The organism is Nonomuraea sp. NPDC049504, from assembly GCF_040676845.1.
GTDB lineage: Bacteria > Actinomycetota > Actinomycetes > Streptosporangiales > Streptosporangiaceae > Nonomuraea > Nonomuraea salmonea.
In genome coordinates this window covers 170,308-188,492 of the sequence record NZ_JBFAPT010000004.1, presented here as the reverse complement: position 1 = coordinate 188,492, position 18,185 = coordinate 170,308, and the positions used below count along the sequence as shown (strand labels likewise).

Sequence of the window (18,185 nt, the reverse complement as noted above, 5' to 3'; positions counted from 1 at the left end):
TCAGGGCCGGTAGCCGGGGTTGACGACGTAGTCGCCGAACTCCCCGGTCTCAGCGTCGTACGGCTTGGCGCCCTTGATGAACCGGGCCTCGACGCCCCCGGGAAAGGCCACCTCGCGCTGGTGCCCCGTGCGCAGGGCGCTGCCCATCGTCTCGGCGAGGTCGATGCCCCCGGGCGCGTCCACGTCGTAGAGGTAGCGGGTGGGGAAGATGTCCATCGGGTTGTCGAGCCGCGTCGTGCTGACGAAGGCGGACGGCTCGAAGCGCAGGTGCGACTCCAGGTCGGTGTTGGTGACGTCGCGCGGGTGGAAGCCGTCGGTGAAGATCTCGTCGGGGTGGCGGTCGTCGGCGCGCCGGAGGATGAGCCGGTCCGTACGCCACACCGGGGAGGGGGTGATCGAGCGCACGTCGACGTTCCTGTCGGCCGCGGCGCGCAGCGGGTCGGGACGGCCGTGCAGCCGCATGCCGAGCCCCAAGGAGGTGTGACCCGGGCTTCCCGCCCTCCTGAACAGGTGCAGCGCCATCCTGGCGAAGAGCCCGCCGCCGTTCGCCTTGCTCAAAGGAGGATGCTCACCGCCAGATTGATGATCATGCCGATCAGCCGCGCGGTGATCTCCTTGAAGACCGGGATCTCGAGGAGCGAGGCCCCGAGGGTCACGCCGGCCGTGGCCGCCGCCTGGAGGATGGCGGTGGCCAGCGCCGCGAGCTGGATCAGCACGTTGACCTTGAGGAAGAGCACGAGTGCGGCCGAGACGACCAGCCCGCCGCCGACGGCGAGCATGCCGCTGGTCGCGTCCGACAGCACCGCCTGCGGTCCGTCGCCGTGCTGCCAGGACTCGCGGAAGGCGTCGATGCCCTGGCCCGCGTTGTTCATCCAGACCGGGGCGGTGCTCTCGCCGGCCAGCTCGCGTACGGCGTCGAGCAGCGGCTCCGCGGCGGCCACGATCTCGCCGGCCTGGGAGAGCAGGTCCTCGTCCGCCTCGGTCCACCAGTAGCCGAGGTTCTCGAGGAGCGAGGCGGCCCAGTCGGGCAGTTCCACGCTCATGACAGCAGCTTGGCGATGGAGGCGGCGCGCTGCTCGCTCGCCTGCTCCACGGTGGCGACATTGCCGTCGATCTCCAGCGCGGCCGCCCCGTGGCCGGCGTAGCCGTCGAGCACCGTCTGGATGGTCTCCTGGGCGGCCTCCCTGATGCCTTGGAGCGAGCCACCGATGAGCTGGCTGATGACGTCCTCGCCGACCATCGGGCCGAGCCCGTCGATCGCCTTCGTCAGCGCCGTCCAGTGCTCCACAAGCTGCTCGGTCGCCTCCTGCAGCCGGCCCGCGGCCGACTGCAGGCTCGGCGAGTGGCGCTCCAACCCGTCGCCGAGCGTCATGACCGTCTCTCGAAGCGCGCGACCACGTCGTTGAGCGACTGGGTGAACCGCTCCATCTGGCGTACGGACTCCTGTTGCAGCCCCAGCAGGGTGGCCGAGATCTCCTCGCTGCTCGCGGCGGCGTCCGAGGCGCGTTCCGCCGCCTGCGCGCGCAGGTCGTCCACGGCGGCGTTGACCGCGGTGACGATCTCGGCGCACATGGCCTCGGAGCCTCCGCGCATGACCCGCGGATCGACGGACAGGGACGCGAGCCGCCCGCCGGCCACAACCGTGGCGCGCACGTGCCCGTGGGCGGCCTGTCCCTCCCCCTGGAGCGGAGGTCCTTCGGCGGGCACGCCAGAGGAGCGGACGGCGGCCAGCGTGCGCAGGGCCTGCGAGATCATCTGATCGAGGCTCTCCGCCCCCTCCGCCTCCGGCACTTGTTGATCACGCTCCCCCGTATCTTCGGCGAATCCCTATATATCAAACCTCATGGGCCTCTTTTGGGTTTAACCGCCATAGATGACCGACAGGAACCTCACCAGCACCGCCTCACGGGACGCGGGCGGCAGGGCGTCCAGGACGGCGTTCACCACGGCCATCTCCGGCTGTCCCGAGCCGGGTCGCAGGTCCACGCCGACCGACGCGCTCAGTTCGGCGAACGTGGCGTCGTCGATCGCGTCCAGGTCGATCCCCGCGACCAGCTCCACGAGACCGTCGGGCAGTACGGCGGGGCCGCGCTCGCGGGCGGCGTCGGCCGACTCGGCGATGACCTTCAGCATGGCCTCAACCCCGGACAGCGTGACGCCGGTGACCGTGATGTGCAGGTTCGCGGGGATCCCGGCGTACGAGAGCTGCGGCTGCAGGAACCAGCCGCGCGCCCGCGCCTCGTCGGCCAGCACGAACACGTCCACGTCGGCACCCGTGAAAGCCACCAGGGACGACTCGGGCTCGCCGAGCACCCGCAGCCCGGGGATGGCGGCGAGGCCGTCGCGCAGCCGGCGGGTCGCCTCCAGCGTGGCCCGGCCGAGCTCCACGTACCCCTCGCGGCCCAGCGCCTGCAGCGTCGCCCAGGCGCCGCCGAGCGGCCCGGCCGAACGCGAGCTCTGCACGGTCGCGTTGATGATCGTGTACCCCGGCCAGGCGGCCGACGCGAAGTACGCCTTGCGCCGCATCGCGGGATCGGCGAACAGCAGCACAGAAGCCCCCTTGGGGGCGTAGCCGAACTTGTGCAGGTCGCAGGAGAGCGACGTGACACCGGGCACCGACAGGTCGAACGCCGGCACCGCCGCGCCCGCCTCCCGTAACCAGGGCAGCAGCCACCCGCCCACGCAGGCGTCCACGTGGCACGGCACCCCTGCGGCCTCGGCCAGCGCCGCGACCTCCTCGATCGGGTCGATCACGCCCTGCGGGTACGACGGCGCGGACACGACGACCAGCACCGTCCGTTCGTCCATCGCGGCGGCCACGTCGGCGGGCCGCACCTTGTACGTCTCCAGGTCCACCGGCACGGCCTTGACCTCGACGCCCAGGTAGTGGGCGGCCTTGTGGAAGGCGGGATGCGCGGTGACGGGCAGCACCAGGTTCGGCCGGTCGCGGGCGGCGCGGTCGCGGGCGGCCTTCACGGCCAGCATGATCGACTCGGTGCCGCCGCTGGTGAAGATCCCGTGGCCGCCGCCGAGCAGGTCGGACACCGCGCCGACGACCTGCCGCTCCATCTCGACCACACTGGGGAACGCGGTCGGGTCGAGGCAGTTGACCTCCAGCATCTCCAGGTACGCCCGGGTCGCGGCGTCGTGCACGGCGGCCCGGCCGGTGTCGTAGACGTAGGCGGTCACCTGGCCGCCGCGTACGGGCAGGTCGTGCTCCTTGAGCCGGGTGATCTCCGCCAGCAGGTCCTCGGCGGGCCGTCCGGCAGGGGGGAGGTTCACACGGCCTCCTTTCCGGTGAGGGTGAGCCTGCCGTAGCGGAGGACGAACGGCAGGCTGATGAGCATGAGCAGGGCGGGCAGCGCGGTGAAGCCGAGCAGCAGCCCGGTCAGCGCACCAGGGGACTGCGCGACGGGGGCCGCCGCGGAGACGAACCCGGACAGGGCGAGCACCAGCGCGTACAGGCCGGGGCCGAGCGCGAGGCCCGCCGTCTCGCCGGCCGTCCACAACCCGGTGAACGCCCCGGCCTGCGCCTGCCCGGTACGCGCCGCGTCGGCGTGCACGGTGTCGGGCAGCAGCGACAGCGGCAGCAGCTGCAGCGCCGCGTAGCAGACGCCGGCCAGCGCGGTCAGCGCCAGCGTCGCGGCCAGCCCGCCCGCCGCGATGGCCGGGACCAGCGCCACGGCGACCCCGCAGAACCCGATGGACGCGGCCAGGTAGCAGCGCACCGGCCCGTGGACGCGCGCCAGCCAGGCCCAGGCGGGCACGGCGAGCATGCTGGGCCCGACGAGGCAGACGAACATCACCGAGGTCAGGGCGTCGTCACCGAGCCGGTACGCCGCGACGTACGGCGCTCCCGCCAGCATCACCGCCACGGCCAGCGCCTGTGTCACGAACGCGGCCAGCAGCACGAAGAACGGCCGGTTGCCCCGGGCCAGCCGGAAGGCCGCCACCGGCCCGAGCTGGCGCGGCCCCGGCAGCGACGGCACCCACCGGGTGGCCAGCGTCGCGGCGACCAGCGCCGCGCCCATGATCGCGCCGATCGTCACTCCCATGACGGCGTAACCGGCCCGGCCGCCGCCCGCCAGCTCGACCAGGGCGGGGGCCAGGCCGCCCGCGACCAGGATGCCGACCGTCAGGCAGACCACCCGCCAGGACATGATGCGGGTCCGCTCGCCCTGGTCGGGGGACATCTCGGTGGGCAGGGCCACGTACGGGACCTGGAAGCAGGCGAACGCGGTGGCCGCGAGCAGGAACGCCGCCCCCGCCCACACCGCGCCCGGCACGTCACCCGGCACCGCGAACATCAGCGCGAACGCCACCGGCAGCGCCAGCGCCCCGGTCATCAGCAGCCGCGTCCTGCGGCCCGTCCTGACGGCCTCGCGGTCGCTGGCGGCGCCGACCAGGGGGTTCAGCAGCACGTCCCAGATCTTGGGCGCGACCAGCACGACGCCGGCCACGGCGGCGGGCACGCCGAGCATGTCGGTCAGGTAGTAGAGCAGCAGCAGCCCGGGGACCGCGGAGAACACGCCGGTGCCGACGGAGCCGACGCCGTAGCCGAGCAGCCGGCCGCGCCCGAGGTATCCGGCCGGCGGCGCGGCGCCGCGGGCGGTCACCGGGGGTCGCCGGGCAGGCCGAGCGTGCGGTGCACGACGCGGTGCAGGTGGGCGCGGAAGCGGCGCAGCGCCGCACGGTCGCCGGCCGCCCTGCGGCGGCCCTCCGCGTCGAGCACGCCGCCCTTGGCGAAGCCGTGCACGGCCCAGATGACGGTCCAGACGGTGTACTCGACGTCGGCGTCGGGGGAGATCAGCCCCGACTCGACGGCCGGCCGCAGGGCCGCGGTCACCGTCTCCATCAGGGGTTTGACGTATTGGCGTTCGAGCTGGGTGATGTCGCCGGCGTCGGAGAGCCAGCGGTGCATCCACAGGGCGGGCACCTCGGGGTGGTCGACGCAGAAGTCGAGGTAGTCGTCGGTGAGCCGGTGCAGGGCGGCCACGGGGTCGTCACCGGGCAGGCGTTCGAGCGCGCGTTCCAGCGCGGCCTTCTCCGCCTGGTGCGCGGCCTCCATGACGGCGAGATAGAGCTCCCGCTTGCCGCCCACGTGGTAGTTGACGGTGGCGATGTTCAGCCCGGCGGCCTCGGCGATCTGGCGGGTGGACGTGCCGTCGTAGCCGAGCGCCGCGAACAGGTGGGTCGCGACCTTGAGGATCAGGGCGGCCTGCGTGCTCTCCCCAGGGGTCATGAGGCCGACGGTAGTTCTGGTCCGGCCTCTTGGTCAATCACTTGATGGAGAGCTTTACTCGTAACTGACCGGGCCGCCGGGCTCCCAGCGGGTGAGCACCGTCCGGTGACCGGTCTGCACGCCGGTGCCGGGGTCGAGGGCGAAGGCGCCGTACAGGGTGGTGGTCCGCAGCTGCGCGGCGGCCCGCCACAGGTCATCGGGCGCGGTGCCGCCTGCCAGCTCCGCGCAGTGGACGGCGAGGATCGCCGCCGCCGCGGCCTGGACGGCGGGATAGTCGGGCGGCCCGCCGTACGCGGCGACGAAGTCCGCCTCCGCGCAGCCGATCGCCGCCTCGGCGCCGCTGCCGGGGAACCACTGGCCGACGCCGTAGACGCCGCGCGGATCGGGTACGGACTCGCCGAACGCGCGCACGCCCGCCGCCACCGCGCACACCGCGCCTGGCACCTTCGTGTGCGTCACCGTGGTGACGTCCTCGTCGAACGAGCCCGCGCTGAACAGGTGCCACGACGGGTCGCGCGGCCGCTGCCTGGTCACCGGCAGGCCCGCGATCCTCGCCCGCCGCTCCGCGCCCAGCGCGACCTCGCGGGCGAAACGGCCGGTGCCCTGGACGATCCAGAGCGGGCGCGAGTCGCCGCCGCGTACGAGGTGCCGGACGAACGGCTCGGCGTACCGGCTCGCCGGGGTGAGGACGGGGACCATGTGACCGGGGAAGGCGGGGCCGCCGGAGCCTCCGTGGTTCCACAGCAGGAGCCCCTGCTCCACGGCGACCCGGCCGGCCCGGCGGGCGAGCTCGGCGGAGTACGGCCCCAGCAGCAGGTCGCAGCGTCCCGCCAGGTCGCGCAGCACGCGCTCGACCATCTCGGGGTCGCTCTGGTCGTCCTCGACCACCAGCTCCACGCCGTCCGTGAGCGACCGCCAGGCGTCGAGGCCGCGCGCGGCCAGGCCGCCGAACCGGGCGTACCGGCCGGACAGCGAGAGCGGGACCCCGATGCTGAGCACGCCGTTCTCCTGCCCGCGACCGGCTCAGTCAGGCGCCCAGTACTTTTCCATCGCCCGCTCCAGGTCGCCCACCACGGGCTTCCAGGTCGCTGGCAAAGAGTAGCGGCTGACGCGGTGCCGGTCGTACACCAGTGTGTACTTGAGGAAGTCGGCGCCCTGCGGCCTGGCCTCCGACCTGCCGAGCCGCAGCTTCCCGAGGTGGGTCCGCAACCGGCGGCGCTCCTTGGCGGTCAGGCACTTGTCGACGGCCGGGCCCCCGCGCCGGTCGAAGCGCGCGCAGCCGTTGGCGTACACGGTCACGCGGTCGAGCAGCCCCGCGAAGCCGCCTTCCTTACGCAGCTCCACCAGCACCTTCTTGCTGAGAGCGTGGGCGGGTGGCACGGACGTGGCAGGCAGCAGGAGCAACAGGGGAACGAGCGCGATCCGGGAGAACCTCATGCCCCTTCTCACGTACGCGAGGCCGGATCGGCTCACGCGGAACATGAGGGCCCTGGCGATGGCCGTGCGCCGGCGCCCGCCCCCAGACATGCCGGTCGGGTGCGTACACCCGGCCCGGTGACCGGGGCCGAGACGCTACGGCGCCGCCAGGGCCCGTCCCCGCGAAGCCGGTCCGGTCGCGAGGGGCGACCGGTTCCGGCTCCGTCCGGCAGCGTAGTGGTCTTCGCGCCGTCCGAGGACGTAACTACCTAAATCCGGGCGAACCTACTGGGGGAGGTTCACCCGCAGCGGGCCCCGTTCACGTGGAACACCTCGGGCGCCGGGTTCGGCCCCGACGGGTTGGTGCCGTTGAAGCCGAACGTCACCGCCCCGCCCGGCTTGATCCGGTCGTTCCAGCCGGTGCCCTTGGCCGTCACCACCGAGCCGTCCTGCGAGACCTCGGCCCCCCAGGAGTGCCCGACCTGCTGACCGGCCAGGAACGACCAGCGCAACTGCCAGCCGTCCACCGCCTTCTTGCCGATGTTCTCGATCACGACCTGCGTGGTGAACCCGCCCGGCCACGAGCCGTGCGCCGAGTAGCGCACCTTGCAGTCCGAGCGCTCGCCCCGATCGGCCAGGAACGCCGAGACCCAGGCCAGCGGCGAGTTCCAGTTGATGGTCAGCTCGTTCGTCGCCCACGACTCGATGTCGTCGATGTAGCAGAACTGCGGCTTGCAGCCCTGCAGCAGGCGCTGCGCGACCGGGTCCTGGATGGCCGAGTTCGGGCCGCCGGCCAGCGTGCCGCGCGGCGGGTTGGGCAGCTCGGGGTTGAGCTGGCGGGCGTACCAGCGGCTGTGCTGGTTCTTCGAGGCGACCTCGCCGTAGCCGGTCACGTACGACTGGTTGAGCGCGTTGCGGCCGAGGATGTAGTCCATGCCCTCCCTGACCGCCGCCCGGTACTTCTCCTTGCCCGTCAGGTCGTACGCGGTGGCCAGCACGACCAGGTTGTTGAGCACCAGGTTGTTGGAGCCCCAGTCGTAGTCGGGCACGTCGTACGGGATGCCGTACGGGTGCGCCTGCTGGATCGCCAGATACTTCTCGGCTCCCTGCACCACCGACTGCCGCACCCTGGCGCGGTCCGGCAGCGCGTTCGGCACGGTCGCCAGCTCCAGGCGGCCGAGCTGGGCGGTGTTGCCCCAGTCGAAGCCGCGATCGCGCCAGACGTCGCCCGTGTGGTGCGGCGAGGCGAGCACGAAGTCCTTGAACTCCTTCTCGCCCGTCGTGATGAACAGCTCGGCCGCCGCCCAGTAGAACTCGTCGCTGACATTGCCGTCGCTGTACGCGCCGCCGCCGACGCCGTCGTTCGGGTCGGCGTACTTCTCCGGGTTCGCCTTGGCCGCCGCCCACGCCTTGCGCGCCGCCGCCAGGTTCTTCGCCGCGAACGCCGCGTCGTACGGCGCGAACAGCCGGGCCGCCTGCGCCGCGGTCGCGGCCAGGTTCAGCGTGGCTGCGGTGGACGGCGGGTGCAGCTCGCGCGGCTGCGGGTCCAGGTGCGGCAGCAGCGGCAGGCCCGTCCACGCCTGGTCGTGGATCTTGTGGTGCGCCATGCCCGCAAGCGGCTCACCGTCCGGCACCTGCATGCTCAGCAGGAACTCCTGCTCCCAGCGGGCCTCGTCCAGGATGTCGGGGCGGCCGTTGCCGCTCTCCGGGATGTTCAGCCGGCCGTCGCGGAAGGCGGCCTTGTCCCGCTCGTACGTCGACATCAGCTGGTGGACCGAGATGCCGCCGTTGACGACGTACTTGCCGTGGTCGCCCGCGTCGTACCAGCCGCCCTTGACGTTCAGCGTGTAGTCGCAGACGCCGGGCTGGCAGGGCACCTCCACGTCACCCTGGTTCGGCGCGACGCCAACGTGGCCGGCGGGGCGGCCGTAGCCGGGCCTGAGGCTGTCGAGGATCTCGATGCCGCTGCGCTGCGGGTAGTAGAACTTCAGCGCGTCCGTCGGCAGCTCGTCATAGAGGTCTTCCTCGATGTCGAACGGGCGGCTCGTCTCGCCGTCCGCCGTCAGCGTGTAGCCGGTGCCCGGCTTGCGGTGGGCGCCGAAGTCGATCGTGTGCACGTTCTGGCCGGAGCTGTCGTCCACACCCCTGGGGACGGTGCTGCCGCGCGCCACCGTCTTGCCGTCCGCGTTCTTCAGCTCCCACTCCAGGGTGCTCGTCTCGGACGTCACCAGCGTCGCCTTCTTCGGGCCCGCCGGGAGGTAGCCGACCATGTTGACGCGCACCCGCGGGCCGGTGTCGGGCTCGTACACCTCCGGCTCCGCCCCGCCCTTGAGCGACACGTCGTCCATGCAGAATCTCCAGGGTTCGGCGCTGCCTCCCAGCTGGAAGACGGCCTGCGCGTTCGTCAGCGACACGGGGGCGGTGAACGTGTACGCGTAGTCGTTGCCCGAGACGCTCAGCTCGGGGTTGGCGGCGAAGTACTGCGTCCAGGGGTCCACCGGGAGCTGGATCAGCGCCTTGCCGACCTTGGCCGGGGTGCCTGAGGCGTAGAACCTGTAGGCGTAGGTCTCGCCCGCCACCAGGGGGAGGTTGTCCTGGCCGATGATGACGTCCCAGGGGTTGGCGGTGCCGCCGGGGATGTCGGCGCACAGACGGCCGTCTTCCACCGCCAGCGTGATGTTCGCCGTGCCCCACCAGGGGGCGGTGCCGGTGTCGAAGGTACCGTTCACGATCTGCTCGGGGCCTTCGTCCGCCGCCGCGGCGGGGACGGGGGATAAGGCGAGCGTGGTGATGAGGGCCAGTAAGGCGGCCCGGTATCTCTTCATGGAGGTTCCTTAGGTTTTGGGAGCGCTCCCACAGAACGCCCCGATCCTCCTTGCCCACCGCCTCCCCGTCAACGGTCCCCGTCCTGCTCCGACCTCGTCCGGCGGCGGCACCTCACGATCACCGCTGCCAAAGTGATGAAACTTTCATCGAGCCGGGGTAGGCGAGGCAGGCCACGACGGCCTCCGCCCGTACGCGGTCATAGGGGGCGTCCAGCCGCGCCGCCACCCGCACGGCCTCCTCCGCCGCCCGCCGAGCCGCACCCCGCCTCCCGGCGACCGCCAGGACGAGCGCCCGCGCCCACCCCACCCGGGCCGCCGCACCCGGGTTGCGGCGGACGAACCGGATGAGATGCCGGTGCAGCCGCCGCGCGACGGCCGGGTCCGGCCACGGATCCATCGCCCACAGCAGCTCGGCCAGCCCTGCCCAGCACTCCAGCATCCCCCGCTGCGCCGAGGGCAGCCGCTCCGCCATCTCCAGCGCCTCACCCACCACCCGGCGCTCCGGCTCGCCGGTGAGGCGGGCGGTGGCGGTCAGCAGGCGCATCTCCTGGATGGTGGTCATGGTGGGGCCGTCGTGCAGGCCCAGCTCCTTGGCGTGGGTGCGGCGGCGGTCGTGGGAGGCGCGGGCCGCCGCCAGCACGTCGCCGATGTCGGCTGCGGTGAGGCCGTCCAGCCTGAGCAGGGCCTCTGCCCGGCCCACCAAGCACCAGTGGCGGCCGATGTCGTCGCCCACCCGCCCGGCCGCCTGTTCCGCCGTGGCGGCGAACAGGTCCGCGGCCTCCTCGAAGCGGCCCTGCCAGAGGGCGGTCTCCGCGAGCATGCCCGCGCAGTTCTCTGCCACGCGGGGCGCGAGGGTCCCTGCCCGGCACGTCGTGAACGAGCGCATGGCCGCTTCGAAGGCGCCCGCGTGCAGGTGGTCGATGCCGCGGGCCAGGTGGGTGCGGTGGGCGGGCTCCGCGGGGTGGGTGACGGCGGCCAGGGCGTGATCGGCCATGGTCCCGTAGCGGTCGGCCGTGCGGCGGAGACCGGCGAGGCGGGCGATGGTGGCGGCGTTCGCGTACGCCTCCGCCCGCAGCGCGGCGTCGCCCGACCGGTCGGCGGCCTTGAGCTGGCGCAGGGAGGCGGCCAGCATGGTGAGCACGTCCTGCTGGTGGTAGGCCAGTCTGGCCAGCATCGTCAGCGCCTGCGCCGCCTCCGCGCCGTGCGACCTGCGCCCCACTTCGGGAAGGAGCCGGCGGGCGGCGGCGGACAGGGTGGTGGACGGGGCCTTGGACAGGGCGGTGGACAGGGCGGCGGTCGCGGTCGCGATGAGGAGGCCCGCTCTGGACTCGGGCAGGGGCTCGCCCAGCGTGGCGAGGGCCGTTCTCGCCAGGCAGGTGGCCTCGCGTTCGCGGGCCAGGTGGTGTTCGCTGGTGCCGGCCATCCACAGGTGCCTGGCCCGCAGCCTGGGCTCCTCGTCGGTACGCGCCAGGTGCCGGCGCACGACGGCCGCCGACTCCTCGTACAGGTGCAGGCGCAGGCACAACGTCCAGTACAGCTCCAGGAAGCGGGGGCGGCCCGACGTGGCCCAGGCGGCTCTGACGTTGTCGAGTTCGGGGGCCAGCAGGCGGGTGACCTCGGTGTCGGCGGCGTTCTGGAGGGCGGTGGCGTGGGTTTCGAGGAGACGGCCGAAGTACGCGGCGTGGCGGCGGCGGGCGGCGCGGCGTTCCGCGGGGGTCAGGTGGGCGGCGGTGTACTGCCTGATCAGGGGGTGGACGGCGTACCTGCCCGAGGGGGTGAGCCGGAGCATGCTGTGGTCGACCAGGCGTACCAGGACGTCCGGGGTGGTCGTGGCGACCTCGACGGCCGCTTCCAGCGTGCACCCGCCGCCGAACACCGACAGCGCCGCGAGCGCCGCCTGCCCCTCCTGATCCAGCAGCCGCCACGACGTCTCGAACACCGTCCGCATGCAGGCGTGCCGGGGACGGGCGGCGGGGCCGGCCACGGAGAGCAGGCCGAGGCCGGCGCCCAGCAGCCGGGCCAGCTCCGCGCAGGGCACGGCCCGCAGCAGGCCGGCCGCCAGCTCGATGGCCAGCGGCAGACCGCCGGTGGCGGCGCAGATCGCGGCCACCCGCGCCGCCTCCCGCTCCGGGTCGAACGCGGGCTGCGCGGCCCGCGCGCGGGCGGCGAACAGCGCCTCCGCCGCGTCCGCCGCCAGCTCCCGTACGGTGATCGCCGTCTGCCCCGGCAGCTCGGGCCGCCGCCTGCTGGTGACCAGGACCCGCACGGCCGGAGCGGCCTCCAGGATTCGGCCGATCACCGCGTCGAAGGCGGGCAGCTGCTCAAGGTTGTCGAGCACCAGCAGGAGCGGCCGCTGCCGTCCTGACAGGGCGGCGAGCAGCAGATCGAGCGCCGGGCGGGAGGGCGAGAGATCCACCCCGAGACCCCGCGCCAACGTCGTGACCGCCGCCTCCCCCCGCACCCCGGCGAACCCCACGAACACCGCCTCCGCCCGCCCCGCCTCTCCCCGCGCCGCCTCTCCCCGCGCTGCCTCCGCCGGCTCGCGACACTGGGCGGCGGCGGCGATGGCGAGGCGGGTTTTGCCGATGCCGCCCGGTCCCAGGAGGACGACCAGGCGTTCGCGGTCGAGCAGGGCGGATAATCGGCGGACGTCCGCCTCGCGTCCGATCAGTTCGGTCGAGGGGACGGGTAAGGTGCCCGGCCGGCGCTTTCCTGACGGAAGTCCGCGCGCCCGCCGGGGCTCCGGGACGAGGCTGGGACCGGTCAGCTCTCTTCTGAGGGCCCGGGTCTCCGGGGCGGGGTCCACGCCGAGGTCGGCGGTGAGGCGGTGGCGTAACTCGTCGTAGCGGGCCAGGGCGGCGGCTCGGTTGCCCGCGCGGGCGAGCGCGGTCATGAGCACCCGGTACGCCTCCTCGTCGTATGGATCCAGCCCCGTCACGACGGACGCCAGCCGCGCCACCTGCGCGCACGGCGAGGAGCCCGCCGAACGCAGCAGCACCTCGCGCAGCAGCAGCCGGACCCGGGAACGCTCGGCGGCCAGCCAGTCACCGAAGGCGGGGGCGTCGCAGAAGGACACCCCGTCCATGAAGTCACCTCGCCACAACCGCAGCACCTCGGCGATCGGAGGAGCACCGGCGAGCTGGTGCCGGTCGACGAAGCAGCCCTCGGCGGCGGGGAGGCAGACGTGCTCGCGGGTGACGTCCAGCCAGCCGCCCACCTCTCTGCGCAGCTCGGACAGGGCGAGGCGGAGGCTGCCGCGGGCGTTGGCGTCGGGCCGTTCGCCCCACAGCAGCGTGGCCAGCTCGGCGCGCGGCCGGGGCGCCTGCGCGGTGGCGAGGTAGCAGAGCAGGGCCCGCGCCTTGGCGGAGCGCACGCCCAGCGGAGCGCCCGCGGCGGCGAGCCGGGGCGAGCCGAGCAGCAGCACGGACAGCGACTCCCTCATACCGCGGAGGGTAAGCACGCCGAGGCCGTCCGGACTGTGCAAAACGTTACATCCAGCCTGTGCCTTAGGGCACTCACCTGCTGACCGGCCCCGCCGCGAACGGTGGCGGGGCCGGCCCGCGGTCACAGGACGGAGGTGACGGCGGCGGTGACGGCGGTGGCGAAGCCGCGCATGCCGCGCGCGTTGGGATGGAAGGGCACGGCGGGGGACGTGGGCACGTACGGCTCGATCCACCGCTGGCCGGACGAGGCGCACGGGGAGTGGTCGGCGCTCGGCGTCTGCAGGTCGATGAAGCCGACCCCGGCCGCGGCGGCCTGCTCGGCGAGCATCTGGTTGAAGTACATCAGCGTGGCCCTGATGTAGTTGGCGTCCGCGCGGATGATGGGGACGCGCGGGTAGCAGCCGTTCGGCGGCGCGTACGTGGCGTAGCCCACCATGAAGATCCGCGCCTGCGGAGCGCGGGCGCGGATGTCGGAGACCAGGGTGAGCAGGCGGGGCCGTAACGCGTCGGTTCCGACCCGCCACTTGTCCTGGCCGCCCACCATGTAGTCGTCGTTGCAGGCGTCGCCGACGGGCGGGGGCAGCAGGTTGAGGCAGTCTTCGATGAAGTCGGTCAGGCCGAGGTCGTTGGCGCCGATCTGCACGGTGACCAGGGTCGTGTCGGGGCCGACGGCGTCGAGCTGGGGCGGCACGTCGCCGAGGTCGGTGCTCTGGGAGTTGTAGAGGTCGTCGGTCTCGGCGCCTGAGCAGGTTCGGTCACGCAGGACGCTCGCGCCGATGGCCTGGGCGGTCAGGTGGGCGTAGTTGCGGTCGGAGCGCCAGCAGCCGTAGTCGGGGCCGATCTGGTTCGGGATGAGCGGTCCTGAGGCGGCCGAGTCGCCGAGTGCGACGTACACCTCTCCCTGGGCGGCCTGCGCGGGCGGCGCGAGGCTCAGGACGAGTAAGGCCGCGGCGAGCACGACGAGCATCCGTCGGACCATGGGGACTCCCTCCGGCAGGGTGTGCGGGGTGCGGGCAGCCACGACCGGCCGGGGGGTGCTGGCCGGGGACGTGGGGCGATCACCCACACGATGAGCCACGTCCGCCGGTCTGTGAACCGCGCGGAGGGAGTGATGCTGAGGCGGTATGAATCAGCGCCCGCCGAACGCTGCTCAGAGCGGGTGCGGGTCAGCGCCGTTCCGGGGCCGTCACGCCGGGGCGTGCCCGGGCCGTCACGTCAGGGCCTGCCGAGGCCGTCCCATCAGGGCGTGCCGGGGCGCCACATCGGCCAGAACAGCGCGCCGTCGGGCAGTGCGAACGGCTCGCGGGCCTCGTAACCGTGGCGGGCGTACAGGTCGCGGTTGCGCGGGTCGCTGGCCTCCAGGTAGACGGGCAGCCCGCCGAGCCGCGCGTGCTGGTGGCGCAGCAGGGCCGTGCCGAGCCCCTGGTCCTGGCAGTCGGGGTGGACGGCGAGACAGGCCAGGTAGTGGTGCGGCTCCGTGGGGTGGTGCCGGCGGAACAGCTCGTCACGCAGCCGGAACCGGTCGGCGAACTCGCCGGTGGCCTCGCCCAGCCGCCGGTCGTAGTCGGCTGGTTGGGACGTGCCCTCGGTGTACGGGATCCACACGGCCGCCGCCTCGTCGTCGATGAGGTGCACCGCGCCGTGCTCGATGGCGTGCTCGACGACGATCAGGAAGCTGTCGGCCAGCACCCGGTGCCGCCGCCTGCGTTCGGGCACCAGGTAGGCGACGGACCGCAGCCCGGCGAACGCGGTGGCGATCAGCTCGGCCGCCCTCGCGGCGTCGGCGGGTGTGGCGGTGCGGATGCCGGGCCGGAAGGACATCTCCTGCCCGGCGCCTCTGTCGCTGACCGGCCAGGTCTCGATGGTCTCTCTCATTGCTCCAGGTCTCCTCTCGTCAGTGGTGCGGTGCCTGGAGGGTCTCTGAGAGGTGGTCGCCGAAGGCGCCCATCCCTATGGGAGCGTAAACACCCAGCCGCCCGCTGTGCTTCCGAAATCGGAGAGGAAAGCCTGCTCACACCCCCGCCGACCGGCACGTGACGTGCTCGGCCGCTAAGAGCTGACGTGTCCCTTACGCGGTTGGGAGATCCACTTGTTCTGGCCTGGGGTATCGGTGCCCGTGATCACGATCAGGAGGCAGCAACATGGCGGACTTTCCCATTGTTGTCGGTATAAATCGCACCCAGGATGGTTCCATTGCCGTCGCCGTGGGCGAGTCGGGCATGTACAGCCTGCAGAAGGAGCGGATCAGCCGAAGAAAGCACCACTGGGGCCGCCTCGGCGACCTGCCCGACCGCTACCTGCCCGCCATGCCGCTCCTCAAGGAGCCGATCGACCTCGTGGTCGAGGGGTACTCGTCGGACACCGAGATCGAGCACTCCGGCGCGTACCAGGAGGAGGTGCGCGAGACGCTCGGGCTCAAGGAGAACGCGCAGATCGTCCTGGTCTCCCACCACCTCAGCCACCTCTACAGCGCGTTCTACCCCTCGCCGTTCGACGAGGCGGCCGGGCTCGTGATCGACGCGCAGGGCAGCCACGTCAGGGATTTCACCGAGCAGGTCGAGCTGCCGCGGGACGCAGGAGGCGACCTGCTGGAGGTCGCCTCCTTCTACCGGTGCTCACGTGGTGGCCGCATCGAGTGCCTGGCCAAGCAGCTCTGGGACGGCGACTGGACGCGGCCGGCCGGACTCGGCTGCTTCTACGCGCTGCTGACCAAGATGCTGTGGCCCGAGGGCGAGGGCAACGAGGGCAAGGTCATGGGGCTGGCCCCGTTCGGCGACCCCGATGCGCTCGGCCTGCCCGACCTCGACGTACGCGGCCACGAAGTGCACATCCCGCCCGCCTGGGTGGAGCTCTTCGCCGACCGTGACGCCTACCTCTACGAGCCGGGCGGCGAGGAGTTCCGCCGCGCCGCGAACCTGGCCGCCGCCGGCCAGCGCGCCTTCGAGCGGGCGCTGACCCAGGTCGTCGCCTGGCTGCACGACAGGACCGGCCTCGACGCGCTGGCCTTCGCCGGCGGCACCGCGCTCAACTGCTCGGCCAACGGCCGGCTCATCCGCGAGTCGCCGTTCCGCGAGCTGTTCATCCCGCCCAGCCCGCACGACGGCGGCACGGCGATCGGCTGCGCGCTCTACGGGCTGATCGCCTGCCTGGGCGTCGAGAGCCGGTGGCGGTGGACGGACGACTTCCTCGGCCCCGACCCGGACGAGAGCGCGATCGAGGCGGCCGTGCGCGGCCTGCCCGCGGGACTGTACGCCGAGCGGCCCGACGACCTGGCCGGCGAGCTGGCCGGGCTGCTGGCGAGCGGCCGGGTGGTGGGCCTGCACCAGGGCCGCGGCGAGTCCGGCCCGAGGGCGCTCGGCAACCGCAGCATCCTCGGCGACCCGCGCAGCCCCGACCTGCAGGACTACATCAACTTCGAGGTCAAGGGCCGCGAGTGGTTCCGCCCGCTGGCGCCGCTGGTGCTCGCCGAGCACGCAGGACGTGTCTTCGAGGTGGACCGCCCCGCCCCGTTCATGCAGTACGCCGTCGCCGTCCGCCCCGCCTACCGCGACAGGCTGCCCGGCATCACCCACGTGGACGGCACCGCCCGCCTGCAGACCGTGGAACGCGCCACCACGCCCTTCCTGCACGCCCTGCTGACCAGGTGGCACGCGCTCACCGGTGTTCCTGTGCTGATCAACACCTCGCTCAACGGCCCGGGCGAGCCGCTGACCGAGACGCCGGAGCACTCGATCGAGACCCTGCGCACGACCGGCATGCACGCCCTGGCGCTGCCGCCGTACCTCATCCGCAGGCACGAGGAGCCGCGGCTGCCCGGCGCCTAGGAGAGGCGGTCGAGCACGTTCGCCGTGATGCGCTCGACCGCCGCGCAGGTGGCCAGGCCGCGCGGCCAGTCGGTGGTGGCGGCGTTGAACACGATGCCGCCGCGCGCGTGGGGCCGTGTGGCCGGGGCGCCGGGCGCCTGGGGCCGTGTGGCCGGTGCGGCGGCCTCGTAGAGGCCCATCGTGGCGGCGCCGTTGCCGAAGCCCCACCCGCTCGCCCTGGCGTCGCCCACCGCGAGGATGGTGAACCCGGCGGGCGTGCCGTCGGCGCCGGTGGGCGCGTACGGCGGCGCCGCCGCCCGGTCGAAGTCGGCGCCGTCACACTCGTAGCCCACGAGGTTCTCGGCCAGCCCGAACACGTCGCCGTCGCGCAGCCCGGTGCCTTCGTAGACCCAGTGATCCGCGTGCTGCACCCGATAGCCGACCGGCTCCGGATGATCGTCGCGGTCGCGCTCGCCGCCGTTGCGGAAGCTGACGCCGATCAGCTCGTTCTCCGGCGGCCCCTCCTCGTGCCAGACGCCGACGCGGGAGAAGGTGAGGGGGTCGTGGAAGACGACCCGCCACCAGCAGGTGTTGCCGCCGAAGAAGGCCGCGTTCCGCCCGGCCGCGACGTGCTCGGCGACGGCGGCGCGCATGGCGTCGCTCCAGTACTCGTCGTGCCCCGCGCTCACCATCAGCCGGTACGGCTCCAGCAGCGCCGCCCCCTCTCGATGCAGGTCGAGATCGGTGCAGTAGTCCACCGCGTAGCCCCGGCGGGCGGCCCAGGCGATGAACCTGGCGTCCCAGTGCACGAACGTCTGGCGCGGCGTCGGGTCGTAAGGATCGAAGTTGTGGACGTCCCACGGCGTGCCCCCGGTGCCGCCGCCCGGCCGGTGCAGTGACACTCCGGGCTCGGGGACCTGGTCGGGCATGGTGTAGAGGCACCAGTGGCCGATCAGCCGCTCAGGATCGTACGGCCGCCCGTCGATGAGGTTGTAGGCGTGGTAGGTGAACAGCGGCAGCTTGTAGAGGATCCGCGCCGCCGGGCGTTGGGGCCTGACCACGAACAACGCCCTGTCCTCCCGGCCGTCGGGGGTCGTCCGGTCAGGGTCGGTACGGTCGGAGCCGCTCTCGTCGCCCTCCACCAGCACCGCCACATAGACGCCTGGCTCGGCCGGCGCCCGCACCGGATAGCCCGACCATGGCCGCAGCGGCTCGCCGCGCAGCCCCGTGCCCGGCCGGCCCCAGTCGTGCGCGGGCAGGTGCGGCGGCGCGTGCTCGCCGGGCAGCCACGGCGTCTTGTCGGTCAGCGTCATGCCGGTCTCGTACCGGTGGAACTCCACCCGGAACCTGGGCGCGTCCGTCGAGACCCGCAGCGTCATGTGGCCGCCCGCGTACGGGCTCGGCTGCTCCGCGTACCCCCTGATCATCTCGCCAGTCTTCCACCGTTCCGCGGCCA

15 protein-coding genes are annotated in these 18,185 nt (G+C 73.0%); 1 reads left to right on the top strand and 14 read right to left on the bottom strand.

What is annotated here, in order from left to right:
* From AB0K28_RS09930 to AB0K28_RS09870, 13 genes are all read right to left on the bottom strand, one after another.
* Nucleotides 1–558, bottom strand: a complete 558-nt coding sequence (locus tag AB0K28_RS09930) for a hypothetical protein (protein WP_364367411.1) — start codon at nt 556–558, stop codon at nt 1–3.
* Nucleotides 555–1,043 carry a hypothetical protein gene (locus tag AB0K28_RS09925; RefSeq protein ID WP_364367408.1) on the bottom strand — a complete coding sequence of 163 codons (489 nt, stop codon included), beginning with the start codon at nt 1,041–1,043 and terminating at the stop codon, nt 555–557. The genes AB0K28_RS09930 and AB0K28_RS09925 overlap by 4 nt, the downstream gene beginning before the upstream one ends.
* Nucleotides 1,040–1,372 carry a hypothetical protein gene (locus tag AB0K28_RS09920; RefSeq protein WP_364367405.1) on the bottom strand — a complete coding sequence of 111 codons (333 nt, stop codon included), beginning with the start codon at nt 1,370–1,372 and terminating at the stop codon, nt 1,040–1,042. The genes AB0K28_RS09925 and AB0K28_RS09920 overlap by 4 nt, the downstream gene beginning before the upstream one ends.
* A complete protein-coding gene (locus tag AB0K28_RS09915; protein ID WP_364367402.1) occupies nt 1,369–1,755 on the bottom strand; it encodes a YbaB/EbfC family nucleoid-associated protein in 387 nt (128 codons plus the stop codon). Before AB0K28_RS09915 ends, AB0K28_RS09920 begins: the two co-directional genes overlap by 4 nt.
* Nucleotides 1,756–1,860: 105 nt before the next feature.
* Complete coding sequence (locus AB0K28_RS09910) at nt 1,861–3,282, bottom strand: aspartate aminotransferase family protein (RefSeq protein WP_364367399.1); 1,422 nt, start codon at nt 3,280–3,282, stop codon at nt 1,861–1,863.
* Nucleotides 3,279–4,616: an MFS transporter gene (locus AB0K28_RS09905; RefSeq protein ID WP_364367396.1), complete on the bottom strand. Its 1,338-nt coding sequence runs from the start codon at nt 4,614–4,616 to the stop codon at nt 3,279–3,281. The genes AB0K28_RS09910 and AB0K28_RS09905 overlap by 4 nt, the downstream gene beginning before the upstream one ends.
* A complete protein-coding gene (locus AB0K28_RS09900) occupies nt 4,613–5,242 on the bottom strand; it encodes a TetR/AcrR family transcriptional regulator (RefSeq protein ID WP_364367393.1) in 630 nt (209 codons plus the stop codon). The genes AB0K28_RS09905 and AB0K28_RS09900 overlap by 4 nt, the downstream gene beginning before the upstream one ends.
* Nucleotides 5,243–5,296: 54 nt before the next feature.
* A complete protein-coding gene (locus tag AB0K28_RS09895; protein WP_364367390.1) occupies nt 5,297–6,241 on the bottom strand; it encodes an ABC transporter substrate-binding protein in 945 nt (314 codons plus the stop codon).
* A gap of 24 nt (nt 6,242–6,265) precedes the next feature.
* Entirely contained in the window at nt 6,266–6,679 is a 414-nt protein-coding gene (locus AB0K28_RS09890) for a hypothetical protein (protein WP_364367387.1), read from the bottom strand.
* A 278-nt stretch (nt 6,680–6,957) separates the two neighbouring features.
* Nucleotides 6,958–9,483 carry a glycoside hydrolase family 9 protein gene (locus tag AB0K28_RS09885; protein ID WP_364367384.1) on the bottom strand — a complete coding sequence of 842 codons (2,526 nt, stop codon included), beginning with the start codon at nt 9,481–9,483 and terminating at the stop codon, nt 6,958–6,960.
* 118 nt (nt 9,484–9,601) lie between these two features.
* Complete coding sequence (locus AB0K28_RS09880) at nt 9,602–12,925, bottom strand: BTAD domain-containing putative transcriptional regulator (protein ID WP_364367381.1); 3,324 nt, start codon at nt 12,923–12,925, stop codon at nt 9,602–9,604.
* Between the two features lie 122 nt (nt 12,926–13,047).
* Nucleotides 13,048–13,905, bottom strand: a complete 858-nt coding sequence (locus tag AB0K28_RS09875) for an SGNH/GDSL hydrolase family protein (RefSeq protein WP_364367378.1) — start codon at nt 13,903–13,905, stop codon at nt 13,048–13,050.
* Nucleotides 13,906–14,165: 260 nt separating this feature from the next.
* Nucleotides 14,166–14,801, bottom strand: a complete 636-nt coding sequence (locus tag AB0K28_RS09870; protein ID WP_364367375.1) for a GNAT family N-acetyltransferase — start codon at nt 14,799–14,801, stop codon at nt 14,166–14,168.
* Nucleotides 14,802–15,067: 266 nt separating this feature from the next.
* Between AB0K28_RS09870 and AB0K28_RS09865 the strand changes: the two genes are divergently transcribed.
* Nucleotides 15,068–16,750, top strand: a complete 1,683-nt coding sequence (locus AB0K28_RS09865) for a carbamoyltransferase C-terminal domain-containing protein (protein ID WP_364367372.1) — start codon at nt 15,068–15,070, stop codon at nt 16,748–16,750.
* Here AB0K28_RS09865 and AB0K28_RS09860 read toward each other — a convergent pair.
* Nucleotides 16,747–18,156, bottom strand: coding sequence for a N,N-dimethylformamidase beta subunit family domain-containing protein (locus AB0K28_RS09860; protein ID WP_345392064.1), 1,410 nt, complete (start codon nt 18,154–18,156; stop codon nt 16,747–16,749). The two genes, AB0K28_RS09865 and AB0K28_RS09860, sit on opposite strands and share 4 nt — an antisense overlap.
* Between the last annotated feature and the right edge of the window lie 29 nt (nt 18,157–18,185).

Excerpts from the sequence above, each read along its gene's own strand:
- AB0K28_RS09890 (WP_364367387.1), bottom strand. The coding sequence starts at position 6,679 with ATGAGGTTCTCCCGGATCGCGCTCGTTCCCCTGTTGCTCCTGCTGCCT.
- AB0K28_RS09880 (WP_364367381.1), bottom strand. The coding sequence starts at position 12,925 with ATGAGGGAGTCGCTGTCCGTGCTGCTGCTCGGCTCGCCCCGGCTCGCC.
- AB0K28_RS09925 (WP_364367408.1), bottom strand. The coding sequence starts at position 1,043 with ATGAGCGTGGAACTGCCCGACTGGGCCGCCTCGCTCCTCGAGAACCTC.
- AB0K28_RS09860 (WP_345392064.1), bottom strand. The coding sequence starts at position 18,156 with ATGATCAGGGGGTACGCGGAGCAGCCGAGCCCGTACGCGGGCGGCCAC.
- AB0K28_RS09915 (WP_364367402.1), bottom strand. The coding sequence starts at position 1,755 with ATGATCTCGCAGGCCCTGCGCACGCTGGCCGCCGTCCGCTCCTCTGGC.
- AB0K28_RS09885 (WP_364367384.1), bottom strand. The coding sequence starts at position 9,483 with ATGAAGAGATACCGGGCCGCCTTACTGGCCCTCATCACCACGCTCGCC.
- AB0K28_RS09900 (WP_364367393.1), bottom strand. The coding sequence starts at position 5,242 with ATGACCCCTGGGGAGAGCACGCAGGCCGCCCTGATCCTCAAGGTCGCG.
- AB0K28_RS09870 (WP_364367375.1), bottom strand. The coding sequence starts at position 14,801 with ATGAGAGAGACCATCGAGACCTGGCCGGTCAGCGACAGAGGCGCCGGG.
- AB0K28_RS09865 (WP_364367372.1), top strand. The coding sequence starts at position 15,068 with ATGGCGGACTTTCCCATTGTTGTCGGTATAAATCGCACCCAGGATGGT.
- AB0K28_RS09875 (WP_364367378.1), bottom strand. The coding sequence starts at position 13,905 with ATGGTCCGACGGATGCTCGTCGTGCTCGCCGCGGCCTTACTCGTCCTG.
- AB0K28_RS09920 (WP_364367405.1), bottom strand. The coding sequence starts at position 1,372 with ATGACGCTCGGCGACGGGTTGGAGCGCCACTCGCCGAGCCTGCAGTCG.